This is a genomic window from Parahoeflea halophila, from assembly GCF_900220985.1.
Classification (GTDB): domain Bacteria; phylum Pseudomonadota; class Alphaproteobacteria; order Rhizobiales; family Rhizobiaceae; genus Hoeflea; species Hoeflea halophila.
On the sequence record NZ_OCPC01000001.1, the window covers coordinates 579,137 to 595,058 of the forward strand.

Here is a 15,922-nt window from a genome sequence, read left to right on the forward strand (position 1 = left end):
CGCTGTGCAAATAGCAAGAGCTTGAGGTGAGATCGCATCGGCGGGAGCAACGTCCGCGAGGGTGAGTGAACACCTGCGCCCGGTGCTAAGCCAGGGTCTGGGCGCCAACAAAACCCCGCCGGAAGTCTATCCGGCAGGGGTTTGCTTGCGGTTGAGAGGACGTGCCGCGCAGGACCCGGGCCGGTCTTACTGACCACCGCCCAGCGTGTGGACGTAGACTGCCAGTTGCTTGATCGCCCGTGCGCCGAGGCGACCGACCCAGGCCGGCATCGCGCCATGCTTGGGATTGCGGATCTGGGCTGCGATCTCGGCTTCGGTCGAGCCCTTGAGCCAGATCCCGTCCGACAGCCTTGGCGCGCCGAAATCGGTGATACCTTCACCATTGTCGCCATGGCAGGCAGCGCAGTTCTCCGTGTAGATCACCTTGCCGGGTTCGACCATCGCCGGTTCACGCGGCGTATCGCTGAGGCTCACCACATAGGCTGCGACCTCGTTGATCTGCGATGTCTCGAGCATGTCGCCGAAGGCGGGCATTTCCGAGTAGCGCGTGTCGTCGTCGGCTCCATAGCGGACGCCGTGCGCAATCGTCAGGTAGATGTCGTCGACGGTGCCGCCCCACAGCCAGTCGTCATCATTGAGATTGGGATAACCGGCAGACCCCGCAGCACCCGAACCATGGCACTGGGCGCAATTGACCTTGAAGGCCGAGGAGCCGCCGGCAATGGCGAATTGCAGCAGTTCCGGATCGGATGCGATCTCGTCGAGCGGAGTCGCGGCGATCTTTTCAAGCAGCGTGCCTTGTGCGATCTGTGCCTCGGCCAGCTCGGCAACCACCTCGGCACGGCTGGAATAACCCAGCAGTCCCGGCGTGGCACTGCTGATCAGCGGAATTGCCGGATAGGCGATCACATACCCGATGGACCAGACGATGGTGGCGTAAAGCGTCCACAGCCACCAGCGCGGCATCGGATTGTCGAGCTCCCGGATGCCGTCCCACTCATGACCGGTGGTGGCGACACCGGAGACTTCGTCAACGTGTTTATCGGACATGTCTCAGTCTTCCTTCAACGGAATTTGCGCGGCATCCTGCGCCGATTTCTTTGCCCCGGGACGGAACATGAAAAGCACGACGCCGATGAAGACGACGAACAGGAAGACCAGTCCCCAGCTGTCGGCGAAGTGGCGCATTGCAGTGTAGGTTTCCATTGCTCAGACCTTTCTTACCGGTAGCCCGATGCCTGGTCGTAGGTCGAGAAATCGACCAGCGTGCCAAGCATCTGCAGATAGGACACCAGCGCATCCATCTCGGTGACCATGGAAGGATCGCCGTCGAAATCGCCGAGCTTTGCCTTCGGATAGCGCTCTTCGAGACCCGACGCATCCGCTTCCGGATCCGCCTGCGCCATCAGGTCAGGCCTGGCATTGGCAATCATCTCCTCGCTGTAGGGCACCCCGACGGCGAGGTTGGCCTTGAGGTCAGCCGTGACATTGGCCACCTTGAGCGGGGTCGTCGCCAGGAACGAATAGCCCGGCATGATCGATTCAGGCACAACCGAGCGCGGCTCCTTGAGGTGCTCGACATGCCATTCGTTCGAGTAGCGGTCACCGACGCGGGCGAGATCAGGTCCGGTCCGCTTCGATCCCCACTGGAACGGATGGTCGTACATCGATTCCGCGGCCAGGCTGTAATGGCCGTAGCGCTCGACCTCGTCGCGGAACGGACGGATCATCTGGCTGTGGCAGGTATAGCAGCCTTCGCGGATATAGATGTTGCGGCCGGCAAGCTCGAGCGGCGTATAGGGACGCATCCCGTCGACTTTCTCGATCGTGTTCTCGAGATAGAACAGCGGTGCGATCTCGACGATGCCGCCGATGGAAACCACCACAAGAGAGCCGACCAGAAGCAGCGTTGCATTGCGCTCGATGATACCGTGTTTATCTAGCAGTGACATTGGGTCTCTCTCCTTACTCTGCCGGCTGCATGGCGGGTGCGCTGCCCGGAATCGGGACCTCGTCGCGCTGATAGCCACGGATGGTCATGTAGACGTTCCAGCCCATGATCATGCCGCCTGCGAAATACATCACGCCGCCAATCGAGCGCAGCAGGTAATAGGGGAACATCGCTGCCACGGATTCGGCGAAGGAATAGACTAGGAAGCCCTGATCATTGTATTCGCGCCACATCAGCCCCTGCTGGATACCGGCAACCCAGAGAACCGCCGCGTAGACAACGATGCCGAGGGTGGCCAGCCAGAAGTGCCAGTTGACCAGGCGCATCGAGTAGAGCCGCTCGCGGCCCCAAAGCTTCGGCGTCAGGTAGTAGATCGCGCCGAACGAGATCATGCCGACCCAGCCGAGCGCGCCGGAATGCACGTGACCGATGGTCCAGTCGGTGTAGTGGCTGAGCGAATTGACCGCCTTGATCGACATCATCGGACCCTCGAAGGTCGACATGCCGTAAAACGCCACCGCGATCACCATCATCCGGATGATCGGATCGGTGCGGATCTTGTCCCAGGCGCCCGACAGCGTCATCAGGCCGTTGATCATCCCGCCCCAGGACGGCATCCACAGCATGATCGAGAACACCATGCCGAGCGTCTGCGCCCAGTCGGGCAGAGCCGTGTAATGCAAATGGTGCGGACCGGCCCAGATATAGAGGAAGATCAGCGCCCAGAAGTGGATGATCGACAGCCGGTAGGAATAGACCGGACGGTTGGCCTGCTTGGGAATGAAGTAGTACATCATGCCCAGGAAGCCTGCGGTGAGGAAGAACCCGACCGCGTTATGGCCGTACCACCATTGCGTCAGCGCATCCTGCACCCCGGCGAATGCCGAGTAGCTCTTGACCCCGAGGAATGACACCGGGACCGCCAGATTGTTGACGACATGCAGCATCGCGATGGTGACGATGAAGGCCAGGTAGAACCAGTTGGCCACATAGATATGCGGCTCCTTGCGCCTGATGATGGTGCCCAGGAAGGTGATCAGGTAAGCCACCCAGACGACCGTCAGCCACAGGTCGACATACCATTCCGGCTCGGCGTATTCCCGGCCCTGGGTGATGCCCAGCAGATACCCGGTTGCCGCCATGACGATGAACAGCTGATAGCCCCAGAACACGAACCAGCCCAGATCACCGCCAAACAGCCGGGCGCGCGAGGTTCGCTGGACCACGTAGAACGATGTCGCGATCAGCGCGTTGCCGCCGAACGCGAAAATCACCGCCGAGGTGTGCAGCGGCCGGGTGCGGCCGAAATTGAACCACGGCTCGATGTTGAGATCGGGATAGGCGAGCTGGAAGGCGACGACGACGCCGACCAGAAAACCGACAATGCCCCAGAAGGTGGTGGCAATGACGCCGTAACGTACCACCTCGTCAAAATAGCCTGATTTGTCGTCAGCCATCTGGACATGAGCCGCGGTCGAAAAATTGATCCGCCGCATCAGCAGCACGGTGCTCACCAGAAGGACGAAGAACAGGACCGTCATATGGGCCGCGAACTGGTCGTCCCTGGCGAAAGCCACGCCGAGCAACGCCAGAAAGGCGCTGATGCCCACGGCGATCGTTTCGGTAGTGTATTTCATCTTAGGTATCCCCCTGGGGTATCGAAACAGGTCCGGAAAGGACGCACCGCCTGCCCCCTTGCGACGGGCGGCGCGGCTTCTCCGAACTGCAGCACAATTCGCAGACGCACGCTCGATCCGCATTGATCCAGGTCAAGGACGCAGCCGGACCGTGGGACTAGTTGTTTAAGCAAGAGGGAAACAGAACGAACACCAGGCTTCGCTCCTTGACTGGGATGAGACCTCATGACCGACAACGCGACCAACAAACTGGCGCATGGCGAGGATCCGATTGCCACCTTGCGCAAGGCGCACAGGGATCAGTTGCTCTTGTGTGACCGGCTTGAAGAAATCGCAGATTCCCTCCCCGACGCCGTCAATCGCCAGAAATGCATGTATGCCGCGCGCGCACTGGGCCCGATGATCCGTGGCGTTCACCGTTTCGAGGAAGAGGTGGTGTTCCCGCTGATTGCGCAACAGCTGGCGGATGACGAACGGACCGAGCCGACCCTCAGCCGCCTGCGCTTCGAGCACTGCGAGGACGAGTGCTTCGCCGAGGAACTGACCGAAACCCTGAACCAGCTGGGCAGCGGGGACGATGACGTCAACATCGAGGCGGCCGGCTACATGCTGCGCGGTTTTTTCGAAGCTTTGCGGCGTCACGTCGCGTTCGAAAGCGAGATGCTGCTGTCGATGGACGCATCGCCACCCGGGCGAGAGGATGCGGCACACTGAGCATAGGTTCGACGGATTGTCAGCAACGCCGGCGCCTTTGCCGCCTGCAATGCCGGGACACGGGCATGCGGGATCAGCCAAGCCGCCGCCCTGAACCGCTGCAGGAGTGTCCGCGCCGGTGATATGCTGCGCTCTGCCAGCAGCGTGGACCGCAAGGCGTCACTGGCCTGAGAGCATGAGCCGACCGATTCGGTTTGCAACACAAGCCTCCTTTCGCGCATTTGTAGCAAGCGGCCACTTCGACTGAACCAGGCTGTGGACAAGTGTGGACAACGTGCACAACATTGGCGCTGCGGCGATTCGCTTCGGATTCGGGCCGGCCGTGCGCTGACATGGTCAGCCACATCCGCTATTGCGTGCTAACGCCGCCCGCACCAAGTTCAGGACAGTCCAGACGATGAATGATGCAGCCCGCAAGATAGAGCCGATTCCGGCCCGCGCCGAAAAAAGCCCCTTGTTCCGCGAGGCGCCGTCCAACATCGAGGCCGAACAGGCTCTGCTGGGCGCGATTCTGGTCAACAATGATGCATTTTACCGGGTTTCGGATTTCCTCAAGCCGGAGCATTTCCAGGAACCCCTGCACCGCAAGATCTACGAGGTCGGCGGCGACATCATCCGCATGGGCAAGACCGCCAACCCGGTGACCATCAAGACCTTCCTGCCGGCCGACGCCAAGGTCGGCGAGATGACCGTGGCGCAATACCTTGCGCGGCTTGCCACCGAAGCCGTCACCATCATCAATGCCGAGGACTACGGCCGCGCCATCTATGACCTGGCACTTCGCCGCTCGCTGATCTCGATCGGCGAGGACATGGTCAATATCGCCTATGACGCGCCGCTCGACATGCCGCCATCGACCCAGATCGAGGACGCCGAGCGCCGCCTGTTCGAGCTGGCGGAAACCGGCCGCTACGATGGTGGCTTCCAGTCGTTCAACGACGCCGTGTCGCTGGCTATCGACATGGCCGGTGCGGCCTACCAGCGCGATGGCGGCCTGTCGGGCATATCGACCGGCATTTCCTCGCTCGATGCGCGGATGGGCGGGCTGCAGCATTCCGACTTGATCGTGCTTGCCGGACGCCCGGGCATGGGCAAGACCTCACTGGCCACCAACATCGCCTTCAACATCGCCCAGGCCTATGAAGGCGAAGTTCAGGCCGACGGCTCGATGAAGGCCAAGAATGGTGGCGTGGTCGGCTTCTACTCGCTCGAAATGTCGTCAGAGCAGCTCGCCACCCGTATCATTTCCGAGCAGACCGAAATTTCATCGTCAAAGATCCGCCGCGGCGAGATCACCGAGGCGGACTTCGAAAAACTCGTCGGCTGCTCGCAGATGATGCAGAAGATCCCGTTCTACATCGACCAGACCGGTGGTATTTCCATCGCCCAGCTCTCGGCCCGCGCCCGCCGTCTCAAGCGCCAGCGCGGCCTCGACGTTCTGGTCATCGACTACATCCAGCTGATGACCGGCTCGGGCAAGTCGAGCGACAACCGCGTGCAGGAAATCACCCAGATCACCACCGGGCTGAAAGCGCTCGGCAAGGAGCTCAATGTTCCCATCATCGCGCTGTCCCAGCTCTCGCGCCAGGTCGAGAACCGCGAGGACAAGCGTCCGCAGCTTTCCGACCTGCGTGAATCGGGCTCGATCGAGCAGGATGCCGACGTGGTGCTGTTCGTGTACCGCGAGGAATACTACACCAAGAACGGCGAGCCGCGCCGCACCCAGGACGAGATTGCCGCCGACATCAAGACGCCGGAATATCTCGCCTGGGAAGAAAAGATGCTCAAGGTCAAGGGCACCGCGGACGTCATCATTGCCAAGCAGCGTCACGGCCCCACCGGCACGGTACAGCTTGCCTTCCAGGCGGAGTTCACCCGCTTCGAGGATCTGGCCGACAACTCCTATGCCCAGTTCATCCACGACGAATAGGCGCACGATGTGACGCCGCCCGACGCCACACTCCGCTCCGCCGCCACCACGCGGGTGAGCATTGATCTCGCGGCACTGGCTGCCAATTGGCTGAAGATGCGCGATCTCTCCGGCAGCGCGCGGTGTGGTGCTGCGGTCAAGGCCGATGCCTATGGCACAGGCGCCGATCAGGCGGCGCCAAGGCTGGCGCGCGAGGGCTGCCGCGATTTCTTCGTCGCCGATGCCAATGAAGGTGCCGCACTTCGGCCATTGCTGCCTGAGGCCCGCATCTATGTGCTCAACGGTGTGTTCGAAGAGGCTTTTGCACAAACGCTCGCCCATGATCTCATCCCGGTCATCAGCTCGCCCGGTCAGGCCGCGTTCTGGTGCGGCAACGCCGGTGGCCGCCCTTATGCCCTGCACATCGACACCGGCATGAACCGGATGGGCCTGACGCCCGGCCAGGCGCTCAACCATCAGCAGGGCAGCGCACCCGCGCCATGTCTGGTGATGAGCCACCTTGCCCGCGCCGACGAGCCGCACCATCCGCTCAATACCACCCAGATCGAGCTTTTCGAGAGCCTCAAGCCTGCCTTTGCCGGCATTGAAGCCAGCCTCGCCAATTCCGGCGGCATCTTTCTCGGCAGCGCTGTTCATCACGATCTGACCCGTCCCGGGATCGCGCTTTATGGCGGCGAACCGGGGGCATACCGGCCCAACCGGTTGCAGACGGTGGTCACCGCGGAAAGCCGCGTGCTTCTGATCCGCCATGCCAGGGCCGGCGAAACGGTGAGTTATGGCGCAGCCCACCAGTTAGAACGGGACTGCCGCATCGCCGTGTGTGGCGTGGGCTATGCCGACGGTTTTCACCGCTCGGCCTCGGGTGCGGGCGTGCCGTTGCGCTCCGCGGTCGCGCGCGGCGCTCAGGCTGCTGTGGGCGGGAAGCGGGTTCCGGTCCTCGGCAAGATCACCATGGATCTGACCATGTTCGATGTCACCGACCTGCCCGAAGGCTCCGTCAGTGCCGGGGACTGGATCGAGCTGATGGGCCCGACCATCACGCTTGAGGAGGCAGCTGACGCAGCCGGAACCATCAATTATGAACTGCTGACCAGCCTCGGCCGCAGACACGCACGCAACTATGTCGGCTGAGCGCTGTAGTACTGCACAAGCGAATTGTTGGGAAAGGGGCTTCCACCATGCTTGGGAGCGCTGCGGGTAACTGCGAACGGATCCGCAAACAACAAGAATATGAGAACAAACAGTGGACAAAAGCCGTTCTTCCTGACAAACCGGCATCATCAACAAAGGGATATCGCTCTTGGCCAAAGCACGCGTTCAATTCATCTGCCAGTCCTGCGGCACGGTCCACTCCCGCTGGGCCGGTAAATGTGATGGCTGCGGCGAGTGGAACACGATTGTCGAGGATGATCCGACAGGCGGTGTCGGCGGCGGGCCGGGAACGGCGGCGAAGAAGGGCCGTGCCGTGGCGCTCGCCAGCCTCTCCGGCGAGATCGAGGAAGCCCCACGCATCCCCACGAAAGTCAGCGAGCTCGACCGCGTCACCGGCGGCGGTTTCGTTCGCGGTTCCGCTGTACTGGTGGGCGGTGACCCCGGCATCGGCAAATCCACGCTGCTGATGCAGGCCGCGGCAGCGCTCGCCCGCCAGGGCAACCGTGTCATCTATGTCTCGGGCGAGGAAGCTGTCGCCCAGGTGCGGCTCCGGGCACAGCGTCTGGGTGCCGCCGATTCAGGCGTGCTGCTGGCGGCGGAAACCAATGTCGAGGATATCCTCGCCACCCTCGCCGACGGCAAGCGCCCGGATTTCGTCATCATCGATTCGATCCAGACCCTGTGGAGCGATCTCGCCGGATCGGCGCCGGGCACTGTCACCCAGGTCCGCACCGGCGTGCATGCCATGGTGCGCTATGCCAAGCAGACCGGCGCCGCCATGGTTCTGGTCGGCCATGTCACCAAGGACGGGCAGATCGCCGGCCCGCGCGTGGTCGAACACATGGTCGATGCGGTGCTCTATTTCGAAGGCGATCGCGGCCACCACTACCGCATCCTGCGCACGGTGAAGAATCGCTTTGGCGCCACCGACGAGATCGGTGTCTTCGAAATGTCCGACAAGGGCCTGCGCGAAGTTGCCAACCCGTCCGAACTGTTTCTCGGCGAACGCAACGACAAGGCCCCGGGCGCTGCCGTCTTTGCCGGCATCGAAGGCACCCGCCCGGTGCTCGTCGAAGTCCAGGCGCTGGTGGCGCCTTCGAGCCTGGGAACGCCGCGCAGAGCGGTGATCGGCTGGGATTCCGCCCGGCTTTCGATGATCCTGGCTGTCCTCGAGGCCCATTGCGGCGTCCGCCTTGGCAGCCACGATGTCTACCTCAACATCGCAGGCGGTTATCGCATTGCCGAACCCGCGGCCGATTTGGCTGTGGCCGCAGCACTGGTTTCCTCCCTCGCCGGGCTTGCCCTTCCCGCCGATTGCGTCTATTTCGGCGAAGTCAGCCTGTCCGGGTCCATCCGGCCGGTGGCGCAGACGGGTTTGCGGCTCAAGGAAGCCGAAAAACTCGGCTTCGCCAATGCGGTGTTGCCATCCGGTTCTGCCGATCTGCCCTCGAAATCGGGCGCGGGTCTGGCCCAGATGGAAACGCTGGCGGATCTGGTGGCACGGATTGCCGGTTCCAAGGGTGCGCTTGTGACCGGCGGCGACGAGGACGAAAACTGAATTCAGCCTATCCGGGCGCCGACAGAGGCAGGGTGGGCAGAGCCTGAACGGAACGCGATTTCATGCCCATTACCCTTCTTGACGGCATCCTGCTTGGCATCACGCTGTTTTCGGCGGTGCTGGCCATGGTTCGTGGATTTTCGCGCGAGGTTCTGGCCGTCGCATCGTGGATCGCAGCCGCAGCCGCCGCCTATTTCCTTTATCCCTTGCTCACCCCGCTGGCGCTGAAATACACGTCATCCGACAAGATCGCCATGATCGGCTCGGCTGCGGTCGTTTTCCTGATTGCGCTGATCCTGGTGTCCTACATCACCATGCGGATTGCCGATTTCATCATCGACAGCCGCATCGGTGCGCTTGACCGGACGCTGGGTTTCGTATTCGGCGCCGCCCGCGGCGTGCTCCTGGTGGTCGTGGCCATGCTGTTCTTCAACTGGCTGGTGGCAACGCCGAAGCAGCCTGAATGGGTCGTCACCGCGAAATCCAAACCGATGCTGGATTCGCTGGGAGCAAAGCTGGTTAACATGCTGCCCGACAATGCCGACGCAACGATCCTCGAGCGCCTGCGTGGCAGCAGTGCCGCCGAACCGGGATCCGAGGCGGCACCCGCCACAAGCGGATGACAGATTGCCGGCCGGGATCCATCCGGCAGGTCTACACGAGGGTTCGACGCCGATGACAGACAGTGGCTTGAAACCGGTCGACAACGAAGCTGATGATTTTCACGACGAATGCGGCGTGTTCGGCATTTTCGGAAAATCGGAAGCCGCTGCCGTGGTCACGCTTGGCTTGCACGCGCTCCAGCACCGGGGCCAGGAGGCTGCCGGTATCGTCGCCTTCGACGGCAAGCAGTTTTCTGTCGAGCGCCATGTCGGGCTGATCGGCGACACCTTCACCAAGCGATCGGTCATGGACCGGCTGCCCGGTGACCGCGCCATCGGCCATACCCGCTACTCCACCACCGGTGGCGAGGGCCTGCGCAACGTCCAGCCGTTCTTTGCGGAATTTGCCGGCGGCGGCTTTGCCATCGCGCACAATGGCAACATCACCAACGCGCTCACCGTGCAACGCGAGCTGCAGAAGCGCGGCTCGATCTTCTCGTCGACCTCGGACACCGAAACCATCCTGCATCTCATCGCCGTCAGCGAGAAGGACAGGATCGTGCCGAAATTCATCGACGCGATCACCCGCCTGGAAGGCGCCTACTCCCTGGTCGGCCTGTCAGAGAAGAAGATGATCGGCGCGCGCGACCCGCTCGGCATCCGGCCGCTTTGCATCGGCGATCTCGATGGCGCCTATATTCTTGCGTCAGAAACCTGCGCGCTCGACATCATCGGCGCCCGCTTTGTCCGCGAAGTCGAACCCGGCGAGGTGGTGGTGATTACCCGCAAGGGCATCGAAAGCCATTTCCCCTTCGAAAAGCAGCCCTCCCGGCTCTGCATCTTCGAGTATGTCTATTTCGCCCGTCCCGATTCGACGATCCAGAGCCGCAACGTCTATGAATCGCGCAAGAAGATCGGACAGGAACTGGCCAAGGAATGCCCGGTCGATGCCGATGTCATCATTCCGGTGCCCGATTCCGGCACGCCCGCGGCAATCGGCTTTGCACAGGAAGCCAACCTGCCTTTCGAACTCGGCATCATTCGAAATCATTATGTCGGCCGCACCTTCATCGCGCCCTCGTCGGAAATCCGGCACATGGGCGTCAAGCTCAAGCTCAATCCCAACCGGAACATGATCGAGGGCAAGCGCGTCGTGCTGGTCGATGATTCCATTGTCCGCGGCACGACCAGCCAGAAAATCGTGCAGCTGGTCCGGGAAGCCGGCGCCCGCGAAGTGCACATGCGCATTGCCTCTCCGCCCACGATGTCGTCGTGCTTCTACGGGGTCGATACGCCGGAGAAGTCCAAGCTGCTCGCCTCGCGCATGTCGGTCGACGCCATGGCGGACTTTATCCGGGTGGACAGCCTCGGCTTTGTTTCCATCGACGGGCTCTACCGCGCGGTGCGCGAGCCAGGCCGCAATTCCGAATGCCCGCAATTCTGTGACGCCTGTTTTACCGGCGACTACCCGACGACGCTCACCGATCAGGAAGATCAGGTAAATGTCCGCAGCCTTTCGCTGCTGGCCAACAACGGATAATCCAAAGCAATGACTTCACTTCAAGGACGTATCGCGCTCGTAACCGGCGCTTCCCGTGGCATTGGCTACTGGACCGCATTGGCGCTGGCCAAAGAGGGTGCGCATGTCATCGCTGTCGCCCGCACCACCGGAGGCCTTGAAGAGCTCGACGACGCCATCCAGGCCGCCGGCGGCACCGCCACGCTGGTGCCGATGGACCTGACCGACATGCAGGCCGTCGACCGGTTGGGTGCTGCCATCAACGAGCGTTGGGGCAAGCTCGACATTCTTGTCGCCAATGCCGGCGTGCTTGGCACCATCTCGCCGGTGGGCCATGTCGAGGCCAAGGTGTTTGACAAGGTCATGGCGGTCAATGTCACCGCAACCTGGCGCGTCATCCGCTCGGTAGAGCCGCTGCTGCTGAAGTCCGATGCCGGCCGGGCGTTGATCCTGTCTTCGGGCGTTGCCCATTCCGCCCGCGCCTTCTGGGGTCCCTACGCAGCGTCCAAGGCGGCGGTCGAGACCCTCGCCCGTGTCTGGGCGGCGGAAACCGAGAAGACCGCTCTCAAGGTCAATTCCATTGATCCCGGCGCCACCCGGACGGCAATGCGCGCGCAGGCGATGCCGGGCGAAAATCCCGAGACGCTGCCGCATCCCGAGGAGACGGCTGCGAAACTGGTTCCGCTCTGCGCTCCGAGCTGCCTCGAGTCCGGCAAGCTGTTCCGGGTGGCGGAAAACCGCTTCTTCGACTACCAGCTGCCTGTCTGAGCGCCGAGCCGCGCCGCAAGCGCCCTGAAACCGGTTCCAATTGCGCAAGATCGGCTCTAGGCTTGCCACGGACGCGGTTGCCGGTTCGACAATTGAACCACCCTCACGGGCCGGCAGGCACGGAGGAGGATGGTCATGGCGGGTTTTGCGGCAGCAATCGTTGCGCTTCTGGCAGCGGCCGGTCTGTTGGCGGCACTCTACCTCGCACACAAACGCAACTGCAGCCTCCCTCAGGCGATCGCGCTGCTTAAGCTCCGCAGCCTTTTTCGGCTGCAGCTGCCCGATCGTTCCGCACCGGCTGAGCGGCCCGTCATCCACGTCTATGCGCGCCAGTCGGGCCTCGATGTCGCAGTCCTCTGGTCATTCCTCGACCGGCGCTGCCTGCACCTGCTGCACGAGAAAGACCAGCGCTCCCTGTTCCTTTTCGGCCTCCGCCTGATCGGCGAGACGGCTTATGCCGGCGACATCGCGGCGATCGAGGCGGCGCTTGCTGCCGGACAGTCTGTCAGTGTCCCCTGCCCGCCCGAGATCGAGCCCCAACCGCAAACGCTCCGCGGCTACGGCACGCTCGCAGCCCTCGCACGAAAGCACGGCGCGGGACTGCGGGCGCTGCATGTCCGCGGCTCGCGCTTCTCGCAATGGTCGGTTCACCCGAGATCAAAAGCGCCCCGCCACCTGCTTCCCCGCATGAGGCTCGGACAGTCCGATCTTCTCGGATTTGACGACACCAGCCCGGCCGACAATGGCGCAACCGATCCGCGCGATGAAGACCGTGTGCACGACCTCATGGCTCTGGCCCGTTTTCGCAGCAACAATCTCGAACGCGGCCTGTTCCTCGCCTTTCGCGATGCCTGCGACATCTACGGGAAGGCCGGTCCGGTGCTCGAGGACGCGCTCGGCGGCAAGCTCACCTACAAGCGGACCCTGATCGGCGCCCGCGCGCTTGGCGCGAAACTCGAAGCCATGAGCCAGCCGGGTGAAGCGCTCGGCATCCTGCTGCCCAATGCCAATGCCGTCATCGTCACCTTTCTTGCGCTCCAGTCGGCGGGTCGGGTCGCTGCCATGCTCAATTACACGGCAGGACCCGCAGCACTGGTCTCGGCCCTGTCGACGGCAAGAATCCGCACCGTGCTTTCGAGCCGCGCCTTTGTCGACAAGGCGGGCCTCGAGGCACCGGTTGCAGCGATCGAAAACGCAGGCGTCAAGATCGTCTGGCTGGAGGAACTGCGCGAGAGCATTTCGGTTCTCGAGAAGGCAAATGCATTCGTCAACTGGCGCAGACCCCTAAGGCCCGTCAGGGCCAGCGATCCGGCGGTGATCCTGTTCACCTCCGGCTCCGAGGGGACACCCAAGGGCGTGGTTCTCTCGCACACCAATATTCATGCCAATGCGGCACAGGCCGAAGCCCGCATCGACATTTCGGTCGCGGACAGATTGTTCAACGTGCTTCCGGTGTTCCATTGCTTCGGGTTGACCGGAGGTGCGATCCTGCCATTGTTTTACGGGGTCCGGCTGTTTCTCTATCCCTCTCCGCTGCATTACCGCAACCTTCCGGCGGTGGCGCGCGAGGTCAGGCCTTCGATCATGTTCGGCACCGACACCTTCCTGGCAGGCTATGCGCGAACCGCCAAGGATACCGACTTTGAAAGCCTGCGGCTGATCGTGGCCGGTGCGGAAGCCGTTCGCGCCGAAACCAGAAGGATCTACCGGGAGCGCTTCAACGCCACCGTCATCGAGGGCTTCGGCATGACCGAGACGGCGCCGGTTGCTGCGGTCAATTCCAGCAGCCACAACAAGGATGGAACGGTCGGACGCCTGTTGCCTGCCATGTCGCTGCGGCTCGAACCGGTGGAAGGCATCAATGACGCTGGCAGATTGTACGTTTCCGGACCCAATATCATGCTCGGCTACATGCTGGCCTCCGAGCCCGGAAAGCTTCAGCCGCTGAGCAGCGGCTGGCATGATTCCGGCGATATCGTTGCGGTTGACGAGGACGGCTATATCGCGATCCGCGGCCGCGCCAAGCGCTTTGCCAAGATCGCCGGTGAAATGGTGTCGCTCGGCGCCATCGAACTGATGGTGCAACAGCTCTGGCCGGAGGATTTCCACGCCGCTGTCGCCGTCAAGGACAGGCGAAAGGGGGAGCGGATCGTGCTGGTCACCACCAGGATGCCGGCCTTGCGGGACGAATTGCGCGAATTTTCCCGCCGCTTCGGCGCCACCGAGCTGATGGTGCCGGGCGAGATCATCAACGTTTCCGAGATTCCGCTCCTCGGCTCGGGCAAGACCGATTACGTCACCGCGCAAAAGATCGCCGACGAGTGGATCAGCTCACACCGTACCGACAACAGCAAAGCCTGACCGGAAAGACACGAATCGGTTTTTAGACGCCTGCAAGCCTGCAGCACGACCAAGCAGGAACGAACTGGCGCTACGCATCAGGCTTGTCGCTGTCGTCTGCCTTGCCATCCACGGGCGCGCCGGCATCGGCATCAGCATCCCCGTTTTTGCTGCTCGCAAGCCGCGCTTTGGGCCCGTAACGGCGTGCCCACGCACGCGCACCGAACGGCAGCGACGCCAGATAGGCCAGCGCCGTCAGCGTCAGCGTCTCCCAGGTGAAGCTCATCAACAGCGACACATAGACCACCGCCGCCAGAATGAACGGCATCACAAGGTCACGGCGGACACCGCCGCTGATGCCCTTGCCGGAAAACACCGGCACGCGGCTGATCAGCAGGAAACCGATGAACATGGTATAGGCCGCAGCGGCAAAGCCCGTGGTCCGGTCGATCGGCAAGCCCATGATGCCGAGATAGACCGGCAACAGCACCAGCAGAGCCCCTGCAGGCGCCGGCACGCCGACGAAGTAGTAGCTTTGCCACTCCGAGCGCGCCGTGCTTTCGGAAATGACGTTGAACCTCGCCAGCCGCAAGCCTGCGGCAATGGCAAAGACGATCGCCGCAATCCACCCGAAGGAGCGCGCCTGATCGAGAATGAACACGTAGAGCACCAGCGCCGGCGCGACACCGAAATTGATGATATCGGCCAGTGAATCCATCTGCGCGCCGAATTTCGACTGCGCCTTCAGCAACCGCGCCACGCGGCCGTCGACACCGTCGAGAAAGGCCGCCACCAGCACCATCGTCACCGCCATCTGGATCTGGTTTTCAAAGGCCAGCCGGATCCCGGTCATGCCGGCGCAAATCGCCAGCACCGTGATCAGATTGGGAACCAGCAGCCTAAACGGAATCTCACGCAGCCGCGGACCGCGACCTTCGTGGTAGTCGGATTCATCCAGACCGTGAGGGTCATAGGGTGGAAACGGCGTTGGCATGCATGTCTCCCTTTTTGACGGGGTGAACCTCAGTCGCGGCGGCTGACCACGGGGCCCTTGTTCGATCCGAACTCGGCCAGCATCGTTTCGCCTGCAATTGCGGTTTGACCGACGCTGACCAGAGAGCGCGCGGTCGCTGGCAGAAACACATCCAGACGGGAACCGAAGCGGATCAGGCCGAAACGCTCGCCGGCATCGAGATGCTCGTTCTCTCCGGCCCAGCACAGGATACGCCGCGCCACCAGTCCGGCGATCTGGACCACGCCGATTTCACCATGACGGTTTGTGTCAATGACCAGGCCACTGCGCTCGTTTTCGAGGCTGGCCTTGTCAAGTTCGGCGTTGAGAAATGCCCCTTGCGAATAGACCTTGCGGACAACGCGGCCTTTTACCGGTGCTCGGTTCACATGGCAGTCGAACACATTCATGAACACCGAGATGCGCAGCATTTCCTCGGTTCCCAGGCCCAGTTCGGCCGGTGGAACCATCCGCACCACCGAGGACACCCGGCCATCCGCCGGGCTGACCACCAGATCCTCGTCCAGCGGGGTGACGCGCTCCGGGTCGCGAAAGAAATAGGCGCACCAGGCGGTCAGCACCATGCCAATCCAAAACAGCGGGTCGGCGATCCAGCCAAGCACAAGTGATGCAACAAAGAATGCTGCGATGAATTTGTAACCTTCGCGATGTACCGGAACCAGCGCGTTGCGTACGCTGTCGATAATGGTCATGTCGTCTTCCCTGATTTGTTCAATGG

The 15,922-nt window shown here is 62.5% G+C and carries 14 protein-coding genes; 8 read left to right on the plus strand and 6 right to left on the minus strand.

The window, feature by feature from the left end; all coding sequences use genetic code 11:
• Positions 1-186 precede the first annotated feature (186 nt).
• The 4 genes from ccoP to ccoN are packed head-to-tail and all read right to left on the minus strand — an operon-like array spanning position 187 to position 3,588.
• Entirely contained in the window at positions 187-1,050 is an 864-nt protein-coding gene (gene ccoP, locus CRO46_RS02810; protein ID WP_097104831.1) for a cytochrome-c oxidase, cbb3-type subunit III, read from the minus strand.
• Between the two features lie 3 nt (positions 1,051-1,053).
• Positions 1,054-1,206: a cbb3-type cytochrome c oxidase subunit 3 gene (locus tag CRO46_RS02815; RefSeq protein WP_097104834.1), complete on the minus strand. Its 153-nt coding sequence runs from the start codon at positions 1,204-1,206 to the stop codon at positions 1,054-1,056.
• Positions 1,207-1,220: 14 nt separating this feature from the next.
• Positions 1,221-1,952, minus strand: a complete 732-nt coding sequence (ccoO, locus tag CRO46_RS02820) for a cytochrome-c oxidase, cbb3-type subunit II (protein WP_097104837.1) — start codon at positions 1,950-1,952, stop codon at positions 1,221-1,223.
• Between the two features lie 13 nt (positions 1,953-1,965).
• A complete protein-coding gene (gene ccoN, locus CRO46_RS02825; RefSeq protein ID WP_097104839.1) occupies positions 1,966-3,588 on the minus strand; it encodes a cytochrome-c oxidase, cbb3-type subunit I in 1,623 nt (540 codons plus the stop codon).
• 225 nt (positions 3,589-3,813) lie between these two features.
• Here ccoN and CRO46_RS02830 point away from each other — a divergent pair, with 225 nt between their 5' ends.
• From CRO46_RS02830 to CRO46_RS02865, 8 genes are all read left to right on the plus strand, one after another.
• On the plus strand, positions 3,814-4,302 hold the full coding sequence (locus tag CRO46_RS02830) for a hemerythrin domain-containing protein (protein ID WP_097104842.1): 489 nt from the start codon (positions 3,814-3,816) through the stop codon (positions 4,300-4,302).
• A 397-nt stretch (positions 4,303-4,699) separates the two neighbouring features.
• On the plus strand, positions 4,700-6,232 hold the full coding sequence (locus CRO46_RS02835; RefSeq protein WP_097104845.1) for a replicative DNA helicase: 1,533 nt from the start codon (positions 4,700-4,702) through the stop codon (positions 6,230-6,232).
• A 9-nt stretch (positions 6,233-6,241) separates the two neighbouring features.
• Positions 6,242-7,363 carry an alanine racemase gene (gene alr / locus CRO46_RS02840; protein WP_097104848.1) on the plus strand — a complete coding sequence of 374 codons (1,122 nt, stop codon included), beginning with the start codon at positions 6,242-6,244 and terminating at the stop codon, positions 7,361-7,363.
• A gap of 169 nt (positions 7,364-7,532) precedes the next feature.
• A complete protein-coding gene (gene radA, locus CRO46_RS02845) occupies positions 7,533-8,942 on the plus strand; it encodes a DNA repair protein RadA (protein WP_097104851.1) in 1,410 nt (469 codons plus the stop codon).
• 62 nt (positions 8,943-9,004) lie between these two features.
• Positions 9,005-9,565 carry a CvpA family protein gene (locus CRO46_RS02850; protein WP_097104854.1) on the plus strand — a complete coding sequence of 187 codons (561 nt, stop codon included), beginning with the start codon at positions 9,005-9,007 and terminating at the stop codon, positions 9,563-9,565.
• A gap of 52 nt (positions 9,566-9,617) precedes the next feature.
• Positions 9,618-11,084, plus strand: coding sequence for an amidophosphoribosyltransferase (gene purF / locus CRO46_RS02855; protein ID WP_097104856.1), 1,467 nt, complete (start codon positions 9,618-9,620; stop codon positions 11,082-11,084).
• Between the two features lie 9 nt (positions 11,085-11,093).
• Complete coding sequence (locus tag CRO46_RS02860) at positions 11,094-11,831, plus strand: SDR family NAD(P)-dependent oxidoreductase (protein ID WP_097104859.1); 738 nt, start codon at positions 11,094-11,096, stop codon at positions 11,829-11,831.
• Between the two features lie 135 nt (positions 11,832-11,966).
• Positions 11,967-14,192 (plus strand): AMP-binding protein, encoded by a 2,226-nt coding sequence (locus CRO46_RS02865; protein WP_244577748.1) that lies wholly within the window; start codon positions 11,967-11,969, stop codon positions 14,190-14,192.
• A gap of 70 nt (positions 14,193-14,262) precedes the next feature.
• On the opposite strand, the gene pssA is transcribed toward CRO46_RS02865, so the two are convergent.
• Together pssA and CRO46_RS02875 are read right to left on the minus strand one after the other, a co-directional pair.
• Positions 14,263-15,165, minus strand: a complete 903-nt coding sequence (gene pssA / locus CRO46_RS02870; protein ID WP_097104865.1) for a CDP-diacylglycerol--serine O-phosphatidyltransferase — start codon at positions 15,163-15,165, stop codon at positions 14,263-14,265.
• 29 nt (positions 15,166-15,194) lie between these two features.
• Positions 15,195-15,911, minus strand: a complete 717-nt coding sequence (locus tag CRO46_RS02875) for a phosphatidylserine decarboxylase (protein ID WP_280176260.1) — start codon at positions 15,909-15,911, stop codon at positions 15,195-15,197.
• Positions 15,912-15,922 lie beyond the last annotated feature (11 nt).

Excerpts from the sequence above, each read along its gene's own strand:
- ccoP (WP_097104831.1), bottom strand. The coding sequence starts at position 1,050 with ATGTCCGATAAACACGTTGACGAAGTCTCCGGTGTCGCCACCACCGGT.
- CRO46_RS02850 (WP_097104854.1), top strand. The coding sequence starts at position 9,005 with ATGCCCATTACCCTTCTTGACGGCATCCTGCTTGGCATCACGCTGTTT.
- CRO46_RS02835 (WP_097104845.1), top strand. The coding sequence starts at position 4,700 with ATGAATGATGCAGCCCGCAAGATAGAGCCGATTCCGGCCCGCGCCGAA.
- CRO46_RS02860 (WP_097104859.1), top strand. The coding sequence starts at position 11,094 with ATGACTTCACTTCAAGGACGTATCGCGCTCGTAACCGGCGCTTCCCGT.
- CRO46_RS02815 (WP_097104834.1), bottom strand. The coding sequence starts at position 1,206 with ATGGAAACCTACACTGCAATGCGCCACTTCGCCGACAGCTGGGGACTG.
- pssA (WP_097104865.1), bottom strand. The coding sequence starts at position 15,165 with ATGCCAACGCCGTTTCCACCCTATGACCCTCACGGTCTGGATGAATCC.
- ccoN (WP_097104839.1), bottom strand. The coding sequence starts at position 3,588 with ATGAAATACACTACCGAAACGATCGCCGTGGGCATCAGCGCCTTTCTG.
- purF (WP_097104856.1), top strand. The coding sequence starts at position 9,618 with ATGACAGACAGTGGCTTGAAACCGGTCGACAACGAAGCTGATGATTTT.
- CRO46_RS02830 (WP_097104842.1), top strand. The coding sequence starts at position 3,814 with ATGACCGACAACGCGACCAACAAACTGGCGCATGGCGAGGATCCGATT.
- ccoO (WP_097104837.1), bottom strand. The coding sequence starts at position 1,952 with ATGTCACTGCTAGATAAACACGGTATCATCGAGCGCAATGCAACGCTG.
- CRO46_RS02865 (WP_244577748.1), top strand. The coding sequence starts at position 11,967 with ATGGCGGGTTTTGCGGCAGCAATCGTTGCGCTTCTGGCAGCGGCCGGT.